The sequence below is a fragment of the Lysinibacillus sp. LK3 genome, from assembly GCF_001043675.1.
Lineage (GTDB): Bacteria > Bacillota > Bacilli > Bacillales_A > Planococcaceae > Lysinibacillus > Lysinibacillus capsici.
On the sequence record NZ_LDUJ01000006.1, the window covers coordinates 1 to 21,954 of the forward strand.

At 38.6% G+C, this 21,954-nt stretch carries 23 protein-coding genes; 12 read left to right on the plus strand and 11 right to left on the minus strand.

Annotated elements, in window-relative coordinates; translation table 11 throughout:
• Window positions 1-155: 155 nt before the first annotated feature.
• From VK91_RS04060 to VK91_RS04070, 3 genes are read right to left on the minus strand one after another with little or no spacing between them, the layout of a single operon-like run.
• Window positions 156-950: an ABC transporter ATP-binding protein gene (locus VK91_RS04060; protein WP_048391029.1), complete on the minus strand. Its 795-nt coding sequence runs from the start codon at window positions 948-950 to the stop codon at window positions 156-158.
• Window positions 951-965: 15 nt separating this feature from the next.
• On the minus strand, window positions 966-2,021 hold the full coding sequence (locus VK91_RS04065) for an iron ABC transporter permease (RefSeq protein ID WP_048391031.1): 1,056 nt from the start codon (window positions 2,019-2,021) through the stop codon (window positions 966-968).
• Window positions 2,021-3,022 carry an iron ABC transporter permease gene (locus VK91_RS04070; protein ID WP_048391034.1) on the minus strand — a complete coding sequence of 334 codons (1,002 nt, stop codon included), beginning with the start codon at window positions 3,020-3,022 and terminating at the stop codon, window positions 2,021-2,023. The genes VK91_RS04065 and VK91_RS04070 overlap by 1 nt, the downstream gene beginning before the upstream one ends.
• A gap of 144 nt (window positions 3,023-3,166) precedes the next feature.
• Here VK91_RS04070 and VK91_RS04075 point away from each other — a divergent pair, with 144 nt between their 5' ends.
• The 5 genes from VK91_RS04075 (at window position 3,167) to VK91_RS04095 (ending at window position 7,915) form a co-directional block, all read left to right on the plus strand.
• Window positions 3,167-4,162 (plus strand): ABC transporter substrate-binding protein, encoded by a 996-nt coding sequence (locus VK91_RS04075; protein WP_048391036.1) that lies wholly within the window; start codon window positions 3,167-3,169, stop codon window positions 4,160-4,162.
• A gap of 135 nt (window positions 4,163-4,297) precedes the next feature.
• A complete protein-coding gene (locus tag VK91_RS04080; protein WP_048391038.1) occupies window positions 4,298-5,512 on the plus strand; it encodes a diaminopropionate ammonia-lyase in 1,215 nt (404 codons plus the stop codon).
• 142 nt (window positions 5,513-5,654) lie between these two features.
• Window positions 5,655-6,416, plus strand: coding sequence for a MerR family transcriptional regulator (locus tag VK91_RS04085; RefSeq protein ID WP_048391040.1), 762 nt, complete (start codon window positions 5,655-5,657; stop codon window positions 6,414-6,416).
• Between the two features lie 75 nt (window positions 6,417-6,491).
• The gene (locus tag VK91_RS04090; RefSeq protein WP_048391043.1) at window positions 6,492-6,941 is read left to right on the plus strand and encodes a TraR/DksA C4-type zinc finger protein; all 450 of its coding nucleotides are present in this window, start codon (window positions 6,492-6,494) and stop codon (window positions 6,939-6,941) included.
• Between the two features lie 47 nt (window positions 6,942-6,988).
• The gene (locus VK91_RS04095; protein ID WP_048391045.1) at window positions 6,989-7,915 is read left to right on the plus strand and encodes a dipeptidase; all 927 of its coding nucleotides are present in this window, start codon (window positions 6,989-6,991) and stop codon (window positions 7,913-7,915) included.
• A 12-nt stretch (window positions 7,916-7,927) separates the two neighbouring features.
• Here VK91_RS04095 and VK91_RS04100 read toward each other — a convergent pair whose 3' ends face one another.
• Window positions 7,928-8,848 (minus strand): 1,4-dihydroxy-2-naphthoate polyprenyltransferase, encoded by a 921-nt coding sequence (locus tag VK91_RS04100; RefSeq protein ID WP_016992515.1) that lies wholly within the window; start codon window positions 8,846-8,848, stop codon window positions 7,928-7,930.
• 247 nt (window positions 8,849-9,095) lie between these two features.
• Here VK91_RS04100 and VK91_RS04105 point away from each other — a divergent pair, with 247 nt between their 5' ends.
• The 6 genes from VK91_RS04105 to VK91_RS04130 all read left to right on the plus strand — a co-directional run bounded on the left by VK91_RS04105 (window position 9,096) and on the right by VK91_RS04130 (window position 16,823).
• Window positions 9,096-10,481, plus strand: coding sequence for an isochorismate synthase MenF (locus VK91_RS04105; RefSeq protein ID WP_048391047.1), 1,386 nt, complete (start codon window positions 9,096-9,098; stop codon window positions 10,479-10,481).
• A complete protein-coding gene (gene menD, locus VK91_RS04110; RefSeq protein ID WP_048391049.1) occupies window positions 10,474-12,189 on the plus strand; it encodes a 2-succinyl-5-enolpyruvyl-6-hydroxy-3-cyclohexene-1-carboxylic-acid synthase in 1,716 nt (571 codons plus the stop codon). The genes VK91_RS04105 and menD overlap by 8 nt, the downstream gene beginning before the upstream one ends.
• A complete protein-coding gene (menH, locus tag VK91_RS04115; protein WP_048391051.1) occupies window positions 12,186-12,995 on the plus strand; it encodes a 2-succinyl-6-hydroxy-2,4-cyclohexadiene-1-carboxylate synthase in 810 nt (269 codons plus the stop codon). Before menD ends, menH begins: the two co-directional genes overlap by 4 nt.
• 63 nt (window positions 12,996-13,058) lie before the next feature.
• Window positions 13,059-13,877: a 1,4-dihydroxy-2-naphthoyl-CoA synthase gene (gene menB / locus VK91_RS04120; protein ID WP_004225917.1), complete on the plus strand. Its 819-nt coding sequence runs from the start codon at window positions 13,059-13,061 to the stop codon at window positions 13,875-13,877.
• 238 nt (window positions 13,878-14,115) lie between these two features.
• On the plus strand, window positions 14,116-15,540 hold the full coding sequence (locus tag VK91_RS04125; RefSeq protein ID WP_048391054.1) for an o-succinylbenzoate--CoA ligase: 1,425 nt from the start codon (window positions 14,116-14,118) through the stop codon (window positions 15,538-15,540).
• 131 nt (window positions 15,541-15,671) lie between these two features.
• Entirely contained in the window at window positions 15,672-16,823 is a 1,152-nt protein-coding gene (locus VK91_RS04130; protein ID WP_048391056.1) for a transglutaminase domain-containing protein, read from the plus strand.
• A 21-nt stretch (window positions 16,824-16,844) separates the two neighbouring features.
• Here VK91_RS04130 and VK91_RS04135 read toward each other — a convergent pair whose 3' ends face one another.
• The 4 genes from VK91_RS04135 to ytzI form a co-directional block, all read right to left on the minus strand.
• Entirely contained in the window at window positions 16,845-17,885 is a 1,041-nt protein-coding gene (locus tag VK91_RS04135) for a metal ABC transporter solute-binding protein, Zn/Mn family (RefSeq protein ID WP_048391058.1), read from the minus strand.
• A gap of 109 nt (window positions 17,886-17,994) precedes the next feature.
• Window positions 17,995-18,228: a membrane protein insertion efficiency factor YidD gene (gene yidD / locus VK91_RS04140; RefSeq protein ID WP_016992521.1), complete on the minus strand. Its 234-nt coding sequence runs from the start codon at window positions 18,226-18,228 to the stop codon at window positions 17,995-17,997.
• Window positions 18,225-18,386, minus strand: coding sequence for a hypothetical protein (locus tag VK91_RS22820; RefSeq protein ID WP_004225927.1), 162 nt, complete (start codon window positions 18,384-18,386; stop codon window positions 18,225-18,227). Before VK91_RS22820 ends, yidD begins: the two co-directional genes overlap by 4 nt.
• A gap of 29 nt (window positions 18,387-18,415) precedes the next feature.
• Window positions 18,416-18,562 carry a YtzI protein gene (ytzI, locus tag VK91_RS22655; RefSeq protein WP_004225932.1) on the minus strand — a complete coding sequence of 49 codons (147 nt, stop codon included), beginning with the start codon at window positions 18,560-18,562 and terminating at the stop codon, window positions 18,416-18,418.
• A 137-nt stretch (window positions 18,563-18,699) separates the two neighbouring features.
• Between ytzI and VK91_RS04145 the strand changes: the two genes are divergently transcribed.
• Complete coding sequence (locus tag VK91_RS04145; RefSeq protein ID WP_009371464.1) at window positions 18,700-19,017, plus strand: hypothetical protein; 318 nt, start codon at window positions 18,700-18,702, stop codon at window positions 19,015-19,017.
• Between the two features lie 46 nt (window positions 19,018-19,063).
• Here VK91_RS04145 and VK91_RS04150 read toward each other — a convergent pair whose 3' ends face one another.
• Genes VK91_RS04150 through VK91_RS04160 form a run of 3 tightly spaced genes read right to left on the minus strand, consistent with a single transcriptional unit; the run spans window position 19,064 to window position 21,950 of the window.
• Window positions 19,064-19,735, minus strand: coding sequence for an AroM family protein (locus tag VK91_RS04150; RefSeq protein ID WP_048391062.1), 672 nt, complete (start codon window positions 19,733-19,735; stop codon window positions 19,064-19,066).
• Window positions 19,736-19,740: 5 nt separating this feature from the next.
• Window positions 19,741-20,883, minus strand: coding sequence for an amidohydrolase (locus VK91_RS04155; protein ID WP_048391064.1), 1,143 nt, complete (start codon window positions 20,881-20,883; stop codon window positions 19,741-19,743).
• Window positions 20,880-21,950: an amidohydrolase family protein gene (locus tag VK91_RS04160; RefSeq protein ID WP_048391066.1), complete on the minus strand. Its 1,071-nt coding sequence runs from the start codon at window positions 21,948-21,950 to the stop codon at window positions 20,880-20,882. The genes VK91_RS04155 and VK91_RS04160 overlap by 4 nt, the downstream gene beginning before the upstream one ends.
• Window positions 21,951-21,954: the final 4 nt, after the last annotated feature.

Here is a 21,954-nt window from a genome sequence, read left to right on the forward strand (position 1 = left end):
AATCCCGTACGGGTCATACTAAGTGCAGTAGATGAATTTACATCTACTGCACTTTTTAATTTACTTGATATTTAGATTTATAACATAGCTATAATAAATGAAAGCCTACACAGAATGATTAAACTGTGTAGGCTTGTTGTTTTTTAAATTAGTGATTAAATTTTTCGTCCTTTTCCATATGGGATGCAAAGAGGTGTACCAAAGATTGGATCTGTCGTCATTTGGCAATCAAGTTCAAACACATGATTAACTAAATCAGTGGTCATAATTTCTTCTGGTTTCCCTTGACGATAGACACCACGGTCACGCACTGTAATAATATGATCGGCATAGCGACAAGCAAGATTAATATCATGTAGTACCATAACAATAGTTCTCTTTTGCTGTTGGTTCAATTCGAATAGTAAATCTAAAACGTCTATTTGATGAGTTAAATCTAAGTATGTCGTAGGCTCGTCTAAAAGAATGATATCTGTATCTTGAGCAAGCGTCATAGCTATCCAAGCACGTTGACGTTGTCCCCCTGATAGCTCATCTACTGGTCTATCTTGTAAATGCTCGGTACCTGTAGCTTTTAAAGCGTTTAAAACGATTTCTTCATCTTTTTCAGTCCACTGTTGTCGCCAACTTTGGTAAGGATAACGACCTTGTTTCACAAGTTGTAGGACAGTTAAGCCTTCTGGTGCAACAGGAGATTGAGGAAGAATAGAGAGGTTTTTAGCCACTTGTTTTGTTGATAATTTAAAAATATCCTCACCGTCTAATAAAACGGAGCCTTTTTTAGGTTTTAATAATCGAGCAATGGAGCGTAAGAGTGTGGATTTACCACAGCCATTCGCTCCGATTAATACAGTAATTTCATTCAAAGGAATAGATAAATTGAGATCTTCGATAATATTGAAATCACCATAACTTAATGTTAGAGATTTGGTTAATAAAGATTCAGTCATGTAGTATAGACTCCTTTATTTTTTAGGGTTTCTAAATAATAAATAAATAAAGTAAGGAGCACCGATAGCAGCAGTAAAGACGCCTGCGGGTACTTCTAATGGGCTAAATGCTGTACGACCTATAATATCTGCAACCATTACAAGCAATGCACCAATTGCAGCGGATGCTGGAATAAGTACACCGAACGATGAACCAACAATGCGTCGTGCAATATGAGGAGCCATTAATCCTACAAACCCAATAGCACCAGCAAATGCTATGGCACTCGCTACTAAACTGGAACATAATAGAATTAAGTAAAGGCGTGTTTTTTGAACAGGTTGCCCTAGGCTTGATGCTGTATCATCACCTAATTCTTGAACATTTAACTGCCGAGTAATAAAAAAGGTGATAAGTAGAAGTACAATAATCAATGGAACAACGATTTGTACTTGATCCCAATCCGAACTTTTGACACTACCCGTAATCCATTTATTCGCTTCACTTGCTTGATAAATTGGGCCGATAATCATTAACATTGTAGTAATTGCTTGCATGAATGCCGACACGCTAATACCGATTAAGACAAGACGATTTGGTGTGACACCATCTTTCCAAGCAAATAGGTAGACTATACATCCGACGATAGTAGCCCCTATGAATCCTGCTAATGGCAACCACTCTATACTAACTGTTAAAGAGTGATTAGAATCACTGAAAATGGCTAAGAAACCAACAACCGCTGCCCCACCACCAGCAGATATGCCGATTATATCAGGTGAGGCAAGTGGATTTTTAATGATTCCTTGTAAAACTGCACCTGCGACGGCTAATGCCATTCCAGCAAACAAGGCCATGAAAATTCGAGGCATTCGAAAATCAATAATAATCAGTTGATCAAAATCTGAGCCGTAACCAAAAAAAGCTTGTAAAACTTTAAATGGATTGATGAATGAATCACCAAATGATGCACTAAGAAAGAAAACGGCAAGAGTTAGTATGCAAATCACTGTTAATTTTTTTATAGCTTGTACATCTATTAAAAATGAAATTTTTTGTTGAAGTAAACGAATTGTTTTTACATGTTTCATTATTTTTTTCCACCTTTTCGCGCAAGGTAAATAAAGAATGGTGTGCCAATCATAGCAGTCATGACGCCTACTGGAACTTCTTGTGGCATGATAATATAACGAGCCGCAACATCAGCCAGCAATAAAAGTATCCCCCCAAGTAAAGCAGCCATAGGAATAAGCCATCGATGATCAGTGCCGACAAACTTGCGCGCAAAATGGGGAACGACAATCCCTATAAAACCAATGGGGCCAGCAATTGCAACTGCTCCCCCTGCTAAAAAAATAACAATAAGACCGACCAATATCTTCATAAGTCCTAAACGTAAACCAAGACCTCTTGCTACATCATCGCCAAGAGCAAGAATATTCATTTTGGGGGAAATGATGAGGGCAGCAATCCACCCAATTACTAGATACGGTAGAACAGATAGTAGAATTTCAAGTTTTCTACCTTGTACAGAACCTGCTAACCAAAACAAAACTTGATCAAGCTCTGCTTCATTTGTAGCGAGTAAACCTTGCGTAAATGATGCAAATAGGGCACTGATGGCAGCACCAGCTAAAGTTATTTTCACTGGAGTAACAGCATCTCTACCTGAGAAACTAATTCCATAAACGGATAAAGCAGCGATTGCTGCACCAAGAAATGCAATCCACGCAAAAGATTGCAAGCTTGAAATGTGGAAAAAAATCATGGCAAAGACAACAGCAAAGCCTGCTCCTGCATTAATGCCCAAAATTCCAGGAGAGGCTAATGGATTTTTCGTTAAGGTCTGCATAAGCACGCCTGTAATAGCTAATGAAGCACCAACGCAACTGGCAATAAGAGCTCTTGGAATTCGAACATTTTGAATAATAAGATGCTCATTTGAATTGTTAAATTGTCTAAAAGATTCATACGTAGTTTGAATAGAAGTATTTGCATAACCATACACAATACTGATCCCCATAGAAAGAAGTAATAGTATGACTCCTACTAGTAAAGCAATCATTTTAGAATAATTATTTTTTAATATCATATTTAACGTGTACTCTTTTCTTGGAAAATTATTAAATTAGTTATTGACATTGATAGTTACATACAATACGATTAATATCGTTCTTAGACAGATGAAAGTGATTTTCATTCTCGTCAAATATGCTTAAATATTTTATCATATACAATGGAGGAAGAAAAGGTGCAAAAAGCTTTTCAAAAACTATTAGTTTTACTAGCTGTGGTTGCTATTTTTGTTCTGGCAGCATGCGGTACTTCTAAAGATAATGCCAAAGAAGAAAGTACAAAAGAAAGCAATGCTTACAGTGTTGACCATGCAATGGGGACAACTGAAGTAAAAGACACACCAAAACGTATCGTTGTTTTAACTAATGAAGGAACAGAAGCATTATTAGCTCTAGGTATTAAACCAGTAGGTGCTGTTCAATCTTGGACAGGCGATCCATGGTATGATCACATCAAGGATCAAATGGAAGGTGTAGAGGTTGTCGGTATTGAACATGAAATAAATATCGAAAAAATTGCTTCTTTAAAGCCAGATTTAATCATTGGCAATAAATTACGACAAGAAAAAGATTATGCTAAACTTAGCAAAATTGCTCCAACTGTGTTTTCTGATACATTACGTGGTGACTGGAAAGAGAATTTTAAATTATACGCTAAAGCAGTAAATCAAGAAACAAAAGGTGAAGAAGTTCTAAAAGCTTACGAAGATAAGTTACAAGCTCTGAAAGAAGAACTTGGAGAACAAACCAACCAAGAAGTTTCGTTTGTACGCTTTATGGCCGATAAATCTCGTATCTATTACACAGATTCATTCTCAGGTGTGATTTTTGATGCTTTAGGATTTAAACGTGTTGCAGCGCAAGCAGATTTATTTAAAGATAATGCTAAACTAGGAAACTTAGCGATTGAAGTAGGGAAAGAAGCGATCCCTCAAATGGATGGGGATGTTATTTTCTACTTCACGTACATGCCAACAGGCGATGATTCAGCACTAGCAACTGAACAAGAGTGGACACAAGACCCGCTTTGGAAAAACTTAACAGCAGTCCAAAAAGGCAATGCACATAAGGTGGATGATGTCATTTGGAATACGGCTGGAGGCATTTTAGCTGCGAATATTATGCTAGATCAAGTGAAAGAAATCTTTGTTAAATAATTTTTTTATAAACTATACATTTATCGATGTTCGATAAATGTATAGTTTTTTTACTTCCTAATATATACTCTCCTGGTACTTGTAAGTTAGATAGACTATGATGTAGATATTGACCGTAAATTGAGGGGGATGGCGATGAAGGAAAAATTAAGGTGGGTTTATAATCAGCATTATTTAGAGCAAGATCATATAAAACAAGCAACAGCAATACTTCCATATTTTTCACTAGATCAAGTGAGGAAAGTTGGTCAATTTCAGCGTACATATGAGCAATTTGAGAAGACACCACTCCATCATCTTGAGGCACTATCTTCATATATAGATGTAGAAAAAATTATGATTAAAGATGAATCTTATCGATTTGGTTTAAATGCCTTTAAAGTTTTAGGAGGTATTTATGCAATTGCGCAATATGTTGCCAATAAGCTTGGAAGGAATATAGAGGAGCTATCGTTTGAACAGTTAAAAACTCCAGAAGTAAGAGCGCAAGTAGGCAATTTAACATTTATTTCAACGACTGATGGAAATCATGGTCGTGGTGTGGCATGGGCTGCAAGAGAACTGGGTTTTCAAGCAAGAATATATATGCCAGCTGGTAGCGCCGCTGAGCGGTTACTGCATATTAAAAGTGAAGGGGCTTTTGCTGAAATTACGACAATGAATTATGACGATACTGTTCGTTATACCTCACAGCTTGCACTAGAAAATGGTTGGGTTTTGATTCAGGATACAATGTGGCAAGGCTATGATGAAATTCCATTATGGATTATGCAGGGGTACACAACCCTTGTACAGGAGATTGTTGAACAGATACGGCAAGCCCCAACACATGTATTTTTGCAAGCTGGTGTGGGGTCCTTTGCCGGAGCGGTAGTAGCATTTTTACAGCAATACTATGAGCAGGATATTACATTTGTCTTGGTTGAGCCACATGTCGCTAATTGCTATTATGAAAGCTTTAAGAAAAATACAGATCAATTTGTCACTGTTGGTGGGGAGATGCAAACTATAATGGCAGGTCTTGCTTGTGGTGAACCGAATCCACAGGCTTGGCAAATCTTAAAAGCCTACACAAAAATAAGTATCTCCTGTGAGGAAGAAATAGCAGCAACAGGTATGCGCGTTCTAGGAAATCCTTTAGCTACAGACACTCGCATTATAGCTGGTGAATCAGGAGCGGCGCCATTTGGTTGCTTTTATGAAATAATGACTAATGAACAATATAAGGAATTAAAACATGCCTTGCACCTAAATGAACAGGCAAGGGTGCTGTTTATTAATACAGAGGGTGATACAGATAAAGAGAGTTATCGAGAAATAGTATGGCATGGGAAATATGCGAATCAATAGCAAACTAGTGATTTACTAGTTTGCTATTTTCCTTTTGTAAAAGGATTTGAAAGTATAATTAAGTTTAATTAAATTTTTTTATTTTAACTCTTGACCTTAACGTTGCGTCAAAGCTTACAGTAGCATTAGTGGAGGTGATGAGATGGAATATACCATTCAGGAGCTTGCTCAACTATCGGGCGTTAGTACAAGAACATTGCGTTATTATGATGAAATTGGATTGCTGAAACCAGCAAGAACCAATGAGGCAGGTTATCGATTTTATGGCCAATGGGAGGTCGATATGTTGCAGCAGATTTTATTTTACCGTGCTTTGGATATGAAATTAGCGACAATTCAGGCTATTATTCAAGCACCAAATTTTCAGCATGCTGAGGCGCTCAAAACACATAGAGCTGCTTTGCTTCAACGCAAAGAGCAGTTGGAAACGATCTTACAGACAGTAGAAAAAACAATACAATCCATTGAGGAGGAACAACCAATGTCTAATGAAGAAAAATTTAAAGGCTTTAAAGAAAAGTTAATTGAGAATAACGAAAAGCAGTACGGCAAAGAAATCCGTGAGAAATATGGGAATGAAACAGTGGATGCATCCAATGCTAAGCTTATGAACATGACGGAGCAACAATATCAAGCGATGCAACAGCTAGAACAGCAAATGTTTGAACGTTTAGCAGAGGCAATGAAACTTGGAGATACTACAAGTGACATTGCGATGGAAGTTGCAGAGTTGCATAAACGCTGGCTCAACTTTACGTGGAAAGAGTATTCCAAAGAGGCACATGCAGGGCTGGCACAAATGTATATTGCTGATGAACGCTTTACAGCTTATTATGATGAACGTGGTGAAACAGGAGCAGCGCAATTTTTGCATGACGCCATTATAGCTTATACAAGTAAGTAAATAGGTCTTCCTTATGCTGACATGTTTTAGAAATCGTAAAATAGGAAAAAATGAAAGCATGAGGAGGAGATTATTGTGGATCAACAAGTAATGCAACAATTAAAAAGACAACTAGAGCAAGAATTACAAGAAATAGAACAACGAATAGAAGAATCAGAGCGACCTCAAGCGACAGAATTATCGAATTATGATAATCATCCAGCTGATAATGCTAGTGATTTAACGGATCAGCTTACAGAAATGGCTATTGATGAGCATCGTGGTGAAAATGCTGAGGAAATAAAAGAAGCTCTTCAAGCAATGGCAGACGGTACATATGGCAATTGTACCGTCTGTGGTAAGGAAATTCCGATTGGTCGCTTAGAGGCAATGCCGCAAGCTCTGACTTGTGTGGAACATGCAGAAAAGAAAGAAGACAATTTACGACCAGTGGAAGAAGATGTTCTTTCTTCAACACCAAAATCAGATGATTTTATTGAGCTGGAGGAATACGGCTCTTCTGATACACCACAGGATAAAATTTAGTAAGTTTTTCCTCGCAGAAGCAGTATAATAACTGTAGAGGTGAGGATATGAAGATTATTGATTTACATTGTGATGCGCTTTTAAAGTTAACTACTCTTGAAAAGGCAAATTTTGCTGAGGATGTGCGAATACATGCTAATCAAAAAAGATTGCAATTAGGGCAAGTAGAGGCTCAAGTATTCGCTATCTTTATTGACCCAACAATCCCACAAAGTCTACAATTTCTTGAGGTCATGCGCCAAATCGAAGCATTCCATACTCACGTATTACAAACAGAGGGCATGGTGCATATTACAGGTTGGGCACAGTTAGATCAATTAGCTCCACACGAAATAGGAGCCATTTTAAGCCTAGAGGGCTGTAGTGCCATTGGCGAAGATTTAACAAAACTGACAGCTGTACTGGATGCAGGGGTGAAGTTGGTAGGTTTAACATGGAATGAAGAAAATGCTGTTGCCCATGGTGCTGAACAGGATGCAACTCTTGGTTTAAAGCCATTTGGTAAAGCAGTTATACAATTATTAAATGAACGCGATATTATTATTGATGTGTCCCATCTAAATGAGCAAAGCTTTTGGGATGTCTTGCCGCTTGCAAAGCATATTATTGCAAGCCATAGTAATGCACGTGCACTATGTGATCACCCGCGTAACTTAACTGATGCCCAGGCAAAGGCACTTGTTGAGGCGGGAGGACATATCCATGTAGTTTATTTCCCACTCTTTATAGGCAAAGGTGCAACACTAGACCATTTAGTGGGGCATGTGGAGCATTTAGCTAAACTGGTAGGTGTGGAGCATATTGGATTAGGCTCCGATTTTGATGGGATTGATAGGACTGTCAGTGGCTTAGCCCATGCAGGAGAGGCACAAAATTTACTAGAGGCATTACGTACACGCTTTTCAGATGAAGAAGTGTATGGTATTGCAAGCCAAAATTTCCGACGCTATGTAAAAAAAGCAGCAACCCGTTAAGGCTGCCGCATCTTAATAAAAGAAATAATGAATTAATAAACCGATTCCTAATAGGAAGCCGAAGAATGTATTTGTTTGCGCTGTATATTTCATCGCAGGCATTACCTCTTTGGCTTCTTTTTTGTCTCGGAAAATTTGAATGGCACGTAATGGTTTTGGAATACTTAGGAAGATGATTAATGCCCAAAAAGTAATACCATCAACTGCTACAAGAGCAATCACCCATAAATAAGAGACGATAAAAAAGCCTGATAACACGGAAATTGCATTATCACGTCCTACCAAAATAGCTAAGGTTTTTCGTCCGCCTTCTGTATCGCCAACAATATCACGTATATTGTTCGATAGCATAATGGCACCGACTAAAATCATGCTTGGTACAGAGAGCAAGACAGCATCTAATGTTACTGTAAGCGCTTGAATATAGAAGGCAATTAATACAATGCCCATCCCCATTACTGCGCCAGAAACAATTTCACCAAATGGCGAATAGGCGATTGGGTATGGTCCACCTGTATATAAAAAGCCAATAAGCATACAAACAAGTCCGACAACAGCTAACCACCAAGATGTTGAGGCACATATGTAAATGCCAAGAAGCATGGCAATAGCATAAAAGCTTAATGCAATCATCATAATTGTTTTTGGCTGTACACCATGACGGACAATCGTTCCGCCAATCCCGACGGAATGCTCGTTATCTAATCCTAATTTGTAATCATAATATTCATTGAACATATTCGTTGCTGCTTGTATAAGCATACTTGCAATGAGCATAGCAAAAAATAGTCCAAAATCAATTGTTTCTTTTTCAATTGCTAAGGCAATTGCTGTTCCTAGGAATACAGGAACAAATGAAGCGGTTAAAGTATGTGGACGTGTTAAATGCCACCACACTTTAAAACCCCTATCAGCTTCAATGACTTTGGTCATAAGGTCTTTCTCTCCTTCAAATGTTGTCGACTCTTCTTATTTTAAACGAAGATTGAGAAAATGGGTAGGTTCACAGCTTATTACATACTGTTTAATGAAAAAAAGTGATACAATAGAACATGCATTTATGAACTGAAAATAAAAAAGAACAATTAGCAACAGTACGAATAACGTGTTGCCAACTAAAATATGATGTGTTATTTAACCATCATTCATTATGTACATTGCAACAACGGAGGTAATTTTCATGCAACAGAAGTGGTACCAAGCCACAGAAGTAGAAGTGGACTCTTTGGGCCAAAGCCTTCATTTTTATATGGAAACAATTGAAGTAAGTCGCCTATCTGCACTGGCGTTCTATGCAGCTGGCGAGGAATGTTATAAAGGTGAACGATTTTATTGGCAAAATAGAGAAAAAACAATGACATTAGTTGGGCTAGGACATGCTCATACTATTCAAAACAACGCTAAAGAAAACCGCTTTGATGCAGTTGAAGCGGAATGGAAAAACATAACGAAAAACTGTCCAAAAGGTCAACAAGCGTTACAACCAATTTTGTTTGGCGGTTTTACATTTGATCCTCAAAATAATGTAGACGGGGAATGGACGGATTTCCCAGAGGCATATTTTGCATTAGCAACGTTTCAACTGGTGATACGCGATGATAAAGCATACGTAAGTATTCACCTTTTGACACAAGACCAACAGGCTGAGGATCAGTTCGAAGCGCTAAGAAAAGAGCGCGATCATTTAATCCATGCAGCTCAGGTTAAAGAAGTGAAAACGTATACAAAACCTGAAATCATAAGTTATTTTGAACCATATAAAGAGCCTTATTTAGTCTCAATCGATCAAGTGACAGCATTAATTAAACAGAAAAAGGCAGATAAAGTGGTCATTGCACGATCACTTGCTTTGCAATTTAAAGAGTATGTATCCGCACCACAAGTACTTTCTCAAATTATTCATGAACAACCAGAAAGCTATTTATTTGGTTTAGAGCATAGAAATTTATTATTTTTCGGAGCATCACCTGAACGACTTGTGAAAGTAGAAGATGGTCGAGCATTTTCTTCTTGTGTTGCTGGCTCAATTAAACGAGGTAAGACTGCAGAGGAAGATGAGGCTTTTGGACAAAGTTTATTAAATGACCCTAAAAATGGCGGAGAACATCAGTATGTTGTGGATATGATTGCGGAAACATTCCGTAAAAATTGTGTGGACATGACGGTGCCAGATAGACCACGCTTGTTAAAAATACGAGATATTCAACATCTGTATACGCCTGTTGAAGGTCAGTTAAATCAGGATGCAACAATCTTACAATTGACTAAATCATTACATCCAACACCCGCTTTAGGTGGTGTACCACGCAAAGAAGCATTGGCAGCCATCCGTAAATATGAGCCGATGAATCGGGGACTGTATGCTGCGCCAATAGGCTGGCTAGATGCAGAGGGTAACGGTGAGTTTGCAGTTGCCATACGTTCAGCAGCCTTACTAAATGATAAAGCTTATTTATATGCAGGCGGTGGAATCGTCGCAGATTCAGAGCCGCAATCTGAATATGAAGAAACATTAGTAAAATTCCGTCCAATGCTTCGTGCGCTAGGGGGACAATTACATGAGTGAACGAAAAATACTAACAGATTATGTTTATAAAATGGTCGCATCGCTAGTGCAAGCTGGTGTAGAGAATGTTGTCGTTAGTCCAGGCTCACGTTCAACACCGCTTGCTTATGCGGTTGCTTCTACTAAACAAGTAAAAATGTATCGGCAGGTAGACGAGCGCTCAGCAGCATTCTTTGCGCTAGGGCTTGCTAAGGCAACTACTAAGCCTGTGGTTCTTTTATGTACATCTGGTACAGCAGCAGCTAACTATTTTCCTGCGATTGTGGAGGCAAGCTATGCACGTGTACCATTAATCATTATAACAGCTGATCGCCCACATGAATTACGTGAGGTAGGCGCTCCACAGGCTATCAACCAACCCAATTTATATGGTTCACATGTGAAGTGGAGTGTTGATTTTCCGTTAGCAGATGGTGCTGAACCAACATTGCCTTTTATTGAGCGTCATCTTGCTCGTGCGGTAGCCATTGCCACGAGCGCACCTTTTGGACCAGTCCATATTAATGTACCTTTCCGTGAACCACTATTAATTGATTTACAGCAGGAGCTACCAGCAGTGACGTTTAAGCACAGCAGTATGGGACAATTAACCCCAACACGCGGGGATCAACAGGAACTATCCTCTATTATACAATCAACTAAAAGAGGTTTTATGATCATTGGTGAGTTAGCTCTTGGTACAGAATTATCCATAGTTTGGGAATTTGTACGTCAGCTGAAGTGGCCTGTCATTGTTGAAAGTTTATCGAATATGCGTACATCCGTACCAGAGGATTGTTTACCATATATCGTGACAACCTATGATGCCCTTATGAAGAGTGATGACTTCAAAGCACTGGTACAACCAGATACAGTAATCCGAATAGGGGCACAACCAGTTTCGAAGTTTATAATGCAATTTATTACAAAGTCACGTCCAAATGCGTATGTGATTATCGATGAAGACCCTATGTTTAGAGATGCTACAGGCGTATCTACGCATTTTATTCATGCGAATGTCGATCAGTGGCTAACAGAATTAGCTATCACTGAAACGGCTATCGAGAAAACATACTTAGCCGAATGGCAAAAAGCAAATCAGCTTGCTTCTATGTTTATTGAACAATACGCAGAGGTAGAAAAAGATGAAGGGGCTATAGTCAGTCGTTTACTCAAAATGATTCCTGACGGTAGTGATATTTTCGTTAGCAGTAGTATGCCAGTACGAGATATTGATACATTTTTATTGGCTACACCGAAAGATTTACGTGTTTTTGCCAATCGAGGAACGAACGGGATTGATGGTGTCGTATCAACAGCAATCGGTTTCAGTCAGGGAAATAATCGAGAAAGTTATTTACTGATTGGTGATTTAGCCTTTTTGCATGATGTGAATGGACTCATTGCTTCCAGATATCAGGAATGTAACTTAACGATTATTGTGATGAATAATGATGGTGGTGGTATTTTTTCTTATTTACCACAGTCAACTGTTGAAGATCACTATGAGGATTTATTTGGCACACCAACAGCCCTTGAATTCCGTGACATTGCACATATGTATGATATGGACTATGTACGTGTCGAAACAATATCGGAGCTTTCTGAGAAATTTTCAACATGTAAAAACCATTCTTTACGATTAGTTGAAATATTTACAGATAGAACCGAGAATGTGAATGCACATCGAGGTCTATGGAATCGAATTAATGCGGAGTTAAAAGTATGACAAAGTGGATGATTCGTGGGCTTGAAACCCATGTCGACATATGGAATGAAAAAGGTGAATATACAGTCGTTGCCTTACATGGATTTACCGGTAGCTCAGCAACATGGCATAATCTAGCACAAGCTCTACCTCATGTGCGTGTTATTGCTGTTGATTTAATCGGACATGGTCAAACAGCTATTCCACAGCACGTACAGCGTTTTTCTATGGAGGAGCAATTACAGGATTTAGAAGAACTATTTTGCCAGCTTCATTTAGAGAAATTTACGCTGTTAGGCTATTCAATGGGTGGAAGAATCGCTTTATCCTATGCCATTTCGTATCCAGCTCGTATACATCAGCTAATTTTAGAAAGTGCATCTCCTGGCTTGCGAACAATGGAAGAGCAAAATGAACGTTGTAAGCGAGATGAAGCACTAGCGCAAAAAATAATGACGAATGGTGTACTGTCCTTTGTCAATGCTTGGGAAAGCATACCGCTTTTTGCTTCACAGCAACGTCTACCTAAAACTGTAAGAGAAACTATTCGAGAAGAGCGACTATCACAGAAGGAAGAGGGACTTGCTGGTAGCTTGAGAGGTATCGGGACAGGCGTTCAACCTTCAAATTGGGATAGATTGTCGCAACTAGAAATACCTGTCCTGTTAATTACAGGTTCATTGGATGAGAAATTTTGTAAAATTGCACTAGAAATGAAACCGCTATTAAATACTGTTAAGCATTTAACAGTAAATGACGCTGGACATGCAATTCATGTGGAAAATCCCGCTGAGTTTGCTACAATAGTAGAGGAGTATTTAACGTAATATACGATTACGTTAGCGCCTCGCTAGAAACGAGACGAATTTAATGATATAGGAGGCAATTCAATGACACGTCAATGGACAACATTACATACTTATGAAGACATTAAGTATGAGTTCTATAACGGTATCGCAAAAATTACGATTAACCGTCCAGAAGTGCGTAATGCATTCCGCCCAAAAACGGTAATGGAAATGATTGACGCATTCTCACGTGCACGCGATGATAAAAATATCGGTGTTATTATTCTAACTGGTGAAGGTGAACATGCTTTCTGCTCAGGCGGAGACCAAAAAGTTCGCGGTCACGGTGGCTACGTAGGAGAAGATGAAATTCCACGTCTAAACGTTCTTGATTTACAACGTTTAATCCGTGTAATTCCAAAACCTGTAGTAGCAATGGTAGCTGGCTACGCAATTGGTGGAGGTCACGTTTTACATGTTGTCTGTGACTTAACAATTGCAGCTGACAATGCTCGCTTTGGACAAACTGGACCAAAAGTAGGTTCATTCGATGCTGGTTATGGCTCAGGCTATCTTGCTCGTATTATTGGTCATAAAAAGGCACGCGAAATTTGGTACCTATGCCGTCAGTACGATGCACAACAAGCACTTGATATGGGCTTAGTCAATACAGTTGTGCCTTATGCGCAATTGGAAGATGAGACAGTTCAATGGTGTGAAGAAATGCTTCAAATGTCACCAACTGCACTACGCTTCTTAAAAGCAGCGATGAATGCAGATACAGATGGTTTAGCAGGTCTTCAACAAATGGCTGGAGACGCTACACTTCTTTACTACACAACTGATGAAGCAAAAGAAGGCCGCGATGCATTCAAAGAAAAACGTCAACCAGATTTCGGTCAATTCCCAAGATTCCCTTGATTAGTATGGGGTTTAAAGCTCGTATCTTTTGGAGATACGAGCTTTTTATATGTCTTGAACAGAGTGAAGATAAAAATAGGGGATAGAAGTGGCTAAGAGGTGGATAAAACTCTCAAAGTAGCGGATAGAACTCAAGAGGTGAAGGATAGAGGTATTCACTAAAAAGCTAGATACTACATGGATAATAGACAAACTAGATGGGAAAGCGTTAAGATGTAGGGTGATTGGAGTGACAAAGATGTATCCTAACTGGATTTTACAAAGAGCTTATTTAACACCTTTCCGTAAGGCACTTACTTTTAAAAAGCAAAGCTGGACTTTTCAAGAATTGAATGATGAATCGATAAAACGTGCTCGACAATTAGTGACACTCGGTATTCAACAGGGTGATCGAATTGCTATTATGGGGCCAAGTAAGCCTGAGCTTGTAATCATGATGTATGCCTGCATGCATCTGCAATGTGAAATGGTGATGCTTAATCGTAGACTATCACAGGATGAGCTGGCTTATCAGCTAGAGGATTCAGAGGCTGTAGCGGTATTAGTTGCCGATGAGGATGTAGAAAAGCTACCATTTGAAACAACCTATCATTTATTTTCAGCAATTGAAAAGGGTGCAGAGGGTGCAGTAGATATTGTCAAGGAATGGCCTCTTCATCAAACAACAACTATTATGTATACGTCTGGTACAACCGGCTTCCCAAAAGGGGTTCGCCAAACAGTTGGAAATCATCAGGCTAGTGCCACTGCCTCCGTTTTAAATATTGGGCTACAGGCTCAGGACGTTTGGCTATGCGCGGTCCCTTTATTCCATATTAGTGGGTTCTCCATTTTAGTGCGTTCACTGCTATATGGAAATCAGATCTTTTTATATGAGAAATTTGATGTGGAATCTATCGCACAAAATATTATGGATGGGGATGTCACCCATATGTCTGTTGTAGCGGTGACCTTGGAACGAATTCTACATACGCTAGAGCAACGCAATGCGAAAGCGTCATCTTATTTTAAGTTAATGTTAGCTGGAGGTGGACCTGTTCCCGTTGATTATTTAGCGAGAGCACATGCGTTAAATTTAGCTGTCGCACAAACGTATGGGATGACAGAAACCTCCTCACAAACAGCCACATTGGCAAGTGAAGATGCTATGAGGAAAATTGGTTCTGCTGGAAAGCCTTTATTTTTTAATCAAATAATGATTGCTGAGCCAAATGCTAAAGGTGAAGGGGAAATTTGCATACGAGGTCCTCATGTCACACCTGGCTATATTGGACGTTTTGCACAAAAAAATGCAACGAAGGCTGGCTGGCTTCATACAGGTGATATTGGTTATGTGGATGAAGAGGGTTATTTATTCGTCATTGATCGAAGGGCAGATTTAATCATTTCAGGGGGAGAAAATATTTATCCTGCAGAAATAGAAAATGTACTACTCACACACCCAGCTGTCAAAGAGGCGGGTGTATGCGGTATGCCTGATGAACAATGGGGTCAGGTACCCATTGCATTTATCGTGTTAAATGAGCAGGTATCTGTTGAGCAACTAAAGGCCTTTTGTTTACAGAAACTTGCTAAATATAAAGTGCCTAAAGAAATGATTATTACAGACAGTCTTCCGCGCAATGGTGCGGATAAATTGTTGAGACGGAAATTATTACAATAAAAACTTCGTGAAAGAAGTCTTCTAAAAAGGAAGGCTTCTTTTTTATTTGAACTTTTAGCATGAAATTAATCATTTATTAACATAATAAAAAAAGAGAGGCATAAACTATTTAGTAAAGGAGAATGACTCATATGAGGAAATATATATATAATGTTGTCATTATATTATTTGTTCTACAAATGAGTCATGTGCAAGTATTTGCAAACTATGAAAAAGAAGATGTAGCAACAGCTCATTCAATTGAAACACTACAATCTCTCATTAATAAAGAAGTTATGCATCTATCATCCGAATTCTCGATTCGTTATACTGGTGACTTAGCCGAGATAAAAGATGAACTAACAGAAATTACTAAAAATGCAATTGAAAACTCTTATATTTATACTAATATTTCAAGTTTCCAATGGAAGTACGAAGGTTATAGCAATAATATTGTCATTGCCTTTGCATTTACGTACCATCTATCACAAACAGAGGCGTTATTTGTCGAGCAAACTTTGGAAAATATTATTGCACCTATGCATGGATTAAGTGACATAGAAAAACTACAGGCTGCACATGATTTTATTGTATTGTCCGCGGAATACTCTAAGGAAACAGAAGGAAGTCAATATTCTCCATATACATTATTAACGGAGAATAAGGGCGTCTGTCAGGCATATGCTTTAGTGCTATATCGAATGTTAGAAATGCTGGGTTTTGAGGTACAATATGTACCAGGAAAAGTAGGAGAACAGCTACATGCCTGGGTATTAGTGAAACTTGATCATGCTTGGTATCATATTGATGTGACATGGGATGACCCTTTGCCTGATCGTAAAGGAGAAGTTCGCTATCAATATTTTTTAGTGTCGGATCGCCAATTAGCACAAGATCATACATGGGATTATGCAAGTTTCCCTGCTGCAACAAGCGAAAAATATATAGATTTACAGGAAGAAACAAAAAGACAAAGTTTAGCGTCACCTATACAACATCAATTGAATGAAATTATGGGGTTATCAATCATCGGAGAAAATCGGTTAGCCGTACAACCATTAGTGGAGCAGCCGATGAAGCTTGTTACTCAAAAAACAAATAAACAAGACAATTTAGTTCAGTTTAACTTTACTGAGTGGCCACCTATGCTAGTAGAAAGTAGTATAATGGCTTTTGTTGTCCTTCAGCCAAAAGCTAAGCATGTGACTAAGCAAAAAACAATGAAGTGGCTAGGGTCTTTTTATCGAACGGAAAAACGGATGCCACAAGAAAAATACGTCATAATAAAGGAGGTGTCCCAATAGAGGGGCACCTCCTTACTCATATTATTGAACGCTTAAAGCTTTTTCTAATGTTTGAATATTTTTTTGCATCAATGTGAAATAGGTTTCCTTATTTTTTTCATCATCAGCTGTTAATACGCTTAAATTATGCAAGACAAGAGATTCTGCACCAACTTCTTTTTGAATAATCTCTGCTAAATTGGAAGAGACATTTTGCTCAAATAAAATATAGTGAATGTGCAATTCATTTGCTTTGTCTACAATCTTTGTTAATTCCTTTTGAGATGGCTCATTTTGTGAATTCAAGCCAGCAATCGGCACTTGAGTTAAGCCGTATTGACCAGCAATATAGCCAAATGCAGCATGGGATACAAAGAATGTTTTATTTTGTGCTTTGTCAGTCATTGCTTCGAAATCTTGATCTAAATCCTGTAATTCTTTTACTAATGCATCATAATTTGTGTTAAAAGTTGCCTCCTGAGCTGGCATTTTTTCAACTAGTGTGTTTTTGATAGCCAATGCTAAGTCTTGACTAATTGTAGGAGATAACCAAACATGCGGATCGATATCGCCATGCTCATGCTCATCATGTCCATGTTCTTCACCTTCATGTTCATGCTCTTCCTCGGTTGTACCGTGCTCATGCTCATCATGAGCGTCTGCTTCATGTTCTTCCTCTTCTGCATGAACATGTCCTGTGCTTACAGCTAATTTATCATCTGAAACGTCATCAGCAGTTGCCATCATTGTGACATCTTCGTTCGCTAAAGTTTTTTTAGCGTTTTCTACAAAGCCTTCAAGTCCTAAGCCAATATAGAAAAAGATATCAGCATCTGCTAATTTCATCATATCTTTTTGAGTTGGCTCGAAGGTGTGTTCATTCGCACCAGCTGGGTAAATAGAAGCTACTTCAACATAATCTCCACCAATGCGCTGTGCAAAATAGCTTAATGGATAAACCGTTGTATAAATACTTAATTTATCTTTTTCCTCAGTCTTTTGGGATGTGGACGATTTGTCTCCACAAGCGGCAGTAAATAAAGCAAGAACTGCAACTAACAATAATACAGATAGTTTTTTCATATAAGTAAGATACCTCTCTTAAATAGTAATCATTACGATTTATTTTTTAGAACAGTTATTATAATAACGCACAACTTAAAAAAGTACAAGAAAAAAATGCCCTCCGAAATTAATTCTTTTTCGAAGGCCATTTTTCAGGCACAGGATCAAAGCCACCAGGATGAAATGGATGGCATTTGGATATACGTGTAATGGTTAAGAGGAAGCCTTTGAATGCACCGTGCTTTTGAAAAGCTTCGAGCCCATAAGAAGAACAGGTAGGATGAAAACGACAAGTAGGTGGCGTCATAGGTGAAATAAACTTTCTATAAAACTGGATGAGCCAAATAAAGGGGTATTTCATCGTTGCTCTTCCTTTTGCTGAGACGTATGTTGTTCAGGCTTTGGATCAATTGTTTGTGTAAAAATATTATTTTTTTTCTTCATAATGATAATGACAGAAACACCAAACATTAGCATCATCATCGCAATCATAATGATAATTGGTAAAGGTACGCCCATTTCTTTCACTCCAAATTCAGTAATGGTATTTAATTTTCCTCTTGATGATAGTTTTGCTTCGGTTTTTCATCAACAGTATGTTTAAAGGCATAGGCACGGTTGACACTGATAATTGTCGCAATGGTGATTAAAATAACGATGATAACTGCGACTATTAAGAGCGTAGTTAAACTCATAGTATTCACTCCGTTCTTTATTCATCATACCTATTATAAATTATCTGGTCCTATTAATTGTGAAGGAAGTTTGACATAAAAGCGAATAAAACACCACCTATCACTCCATACTATGGAAAAAGGAGTGAATCGTAAAGATGGATCGTCAGCGCGTATATTTTTCACTTGCCAATAGAACGTATTATACCAACCCATATGCAGGGCCTTGGAATTTCGAACTCAATGTAGATCGACAAGCATTAGATGTATTTGAGAGAATCTTTCAGCAAATGCAACTGTTAGAAATTTCGAATGCATGGCGTGCACAGTTACCGTATATACAGTATCACCAAGACAGAGAAAATGATGAAATAGATAAAAGATTAATGAAAATATATGCACTTGTTCATGAATATGGAGATGATGATACGAAGGCATTCGTTGAGCAGCTTCCTTATTTCAACAAGCGTGTCTAGCGAATAGGGGAAAAGGTCACTGAATCAGAAGTGACCTTTTCTTCTATTAACAAATGGCTTTTAAAATTGTAAAAACCGCTTCTCGAGGGACGATGATGGGGATAGTGAGTTGATCTTTAATCATGTTTTTCATTGTTGTGGAATAGCCCATACAATCAAGAATAAGCAAATCGGCTCCTTGCTCTTCTAATTGTTGTGCTTTTGACAATAAATGTTGGTTATCAAAGTGGTATGGGGAGCTTGCTGAAAAAGTTACATCGAACTGTGCTTTTTGCCATTTCTCTGCAACCGTTCGATGTTGTTCGGGTTCGGGGCCTATTAAACCAATGGCTAATTCTGTATGTAAACCCTTCACTAAATTAGTCATCATACGATCAGGTAGTAAAAGATTTTTATAGGATAATTTATTCGTAAAATCTCCTGTACACATAAGTAGTATCCAAGTGAATTCATGTAGATCATCAATGCAGCTTTGAATATAAGGCATGAGCTTTTGTTTACTGAGCTTTACTTGTCGACCATTGGTAAGAAGTGTCACTAAAACATCTGAGTCCTCAAGAGAAGGCGAAAGTGTAGCAATTTCCTCTGAGGATAGTAAATCAAGTACACCGAATTCATGAACATGTAAACCTGCTTCTCTTAATTGCTGTATATCCTCTGCCATATCTTTACGAGGTGCCTGACCAATTGTTACAACGGCAATTTTCGAATGTTGCATTGCGCTCACTCCGCTTCGTAATATTTTTGTCCATTTACATAAGTTTGTAAAACCTTTGCTTCTGTTTCAAAAATAGGGTGCGACCAAACAACAAAATCAGCATCTTTGCCTTCCTCAAGGCTGCCAATGCGGTGATCAAGCTGTACAAGCTTAGCTGCATTGATCGTAATACTTTTGAGGGCTGTGTCTTCATCTAAACCATAACGAATCGCTTCTGTGGCACAATACTTTAAGTATTGAATTGGTACAAATGGATGATCTGTCATGATAGCAAATGGAATATTATGTTCTTTAAAAACGGCAGCAATTGCTGGTGTAGAATGACGCGTTTCGTATTTAGATGGCGTTAACATATAGGGCCCAAGCGTTGCATGGAATCCACTTTCTTTAACGGCATCCACAATGAGATAGCCTTCTGTGCAGTGCTCTAAATGAAGCTTCACATTAAATTCTTTGGCAATTCTAATTGCTGTCATAATGTCATCTGCTCTATGGCAGTGAAGGCGAAGTGGCATGTCGCCTCGAAGTACCTCAATAAACGGGCGTAACTCAGCATTTTCTTTAATTTGCTCAGTTTGTTGTTGTTCATTGAGTTGACTTGCACGTTGGAAACCATCTCGTAAAAGCTGTGCAATGGCCATACGAGTCATCGGCTTGCGCTTATACTGATTGCCAAAGACGTTTTTCGGATTTTCCCCTAGGGCCCCCTTTAAACCGCTCCGCTCTACTAGAACACGAGAGGAAAGGGTAGGTCCTGCTGTTTTAAGAATGCTCCAAATACCACCAATGACATTGGCACTACCTGGCCCAGTTTGCACAGTGGTTACGCCCCCTTCTAACGCATGTTGAAAGGAAAAGTGTCGGATATCTACACTGTCTAAAGCGTGCATAAGAGGTGTAAAGGGTTCGCTATATTCATTGGCATCATTAATGTCTTCAGTGACTTCAGCCCATGTTCCAACATGGGCATGAATATCAATTAACCCTGGTGTAACATAAGCTCCCTGTAGATCAACTAGCTCTGCTTGTGGGGGAAATTCTTTGGCTGGTCCAATATAGACAATACGCCCATCTTCGACCCATAACTGTTCACAAGTATCGTTTTGCTCATTGACTGTATGAAACTTTGCATGATGATAAATAATCATTGTGTAAACCCTTCTTCCCGTGCATAAACTTTTGTTCCTTTAATATAGGTTGCGACAACCTGTGCATCTAAATTTAATGGATGCTTATCCCAAATAACAAAATCAGCAAGAAGACCATCACGAATAGCACCTGTTTTATGGGAGATCCCTAGAAAATTTGCAGCCCCCGTTGTGAGAGCATATAGCACGTCCTGGCGTGCCATACCTTCTCTTACAGCTAAGCATCCTTCTAATGTTAGATGCGAGGTGCTGCTAACAGGATGATCCGTACAAAAAACGAATGGAATATTGTGCTTATACAGTTGATGATACATTTTGGGTGATAGTGCCATCATCTCATTGTGCTCAATATATCGAAATGTAGGACCAGCTATAACCGTATTAAAGGATGTTTCATGAAGGAATGTAATTTCAGTGCCATGGATAATATGAAAATCAAAAATTGACCCAAATTCTTGCTGAAGGCGGCTAATGAATTCAAGATCAACGGCTTTGTGCGCTCGAATAACGATTTTCGTAATGGAGGGCTCCTGTTGCTGAATTTGTTGTAATGTTTCTCTTAAAATTTTGGCGATGCCCATACGAGTGAGTGGTTTTTTCTTTTCAGCGAAAAATGTACTTTTTGCCTGATGTCCAATAGAGAAGGAATAAGCCACATCTTTTGAAATAACCATTTCATCAACCGTTGTATGTGTATGGTGAATAATAGCCGTTTTTGCACCTATCAAGCTTTTAGGAGAGGGAACAATATGAGATGCAGTCACCCCATGAGAAACAGCTTTTTGAAAAGCAGTATCAAATGGGTATATGCCATCAACTACAGAGTATTGCAAATGTGAGTCAAATTCATAGCTATCATCACCTTCCCAACGAATCCCTATTTCAGCTAGACCGATTTGTGAGCAGCTATCGATAAAACCTGGTGTAATATAGTAGCCATCTAAATCCAACTCTGTTTCAGGTGAATGAGTAGCGGGTTCAAAGTATTGCCCTTGCACTTGAAAAGATTGCTTATTGAAGCTACGAGTCTCAGAATTAAAAACAAGTCCATTTATATAGCGTGTCATCGGA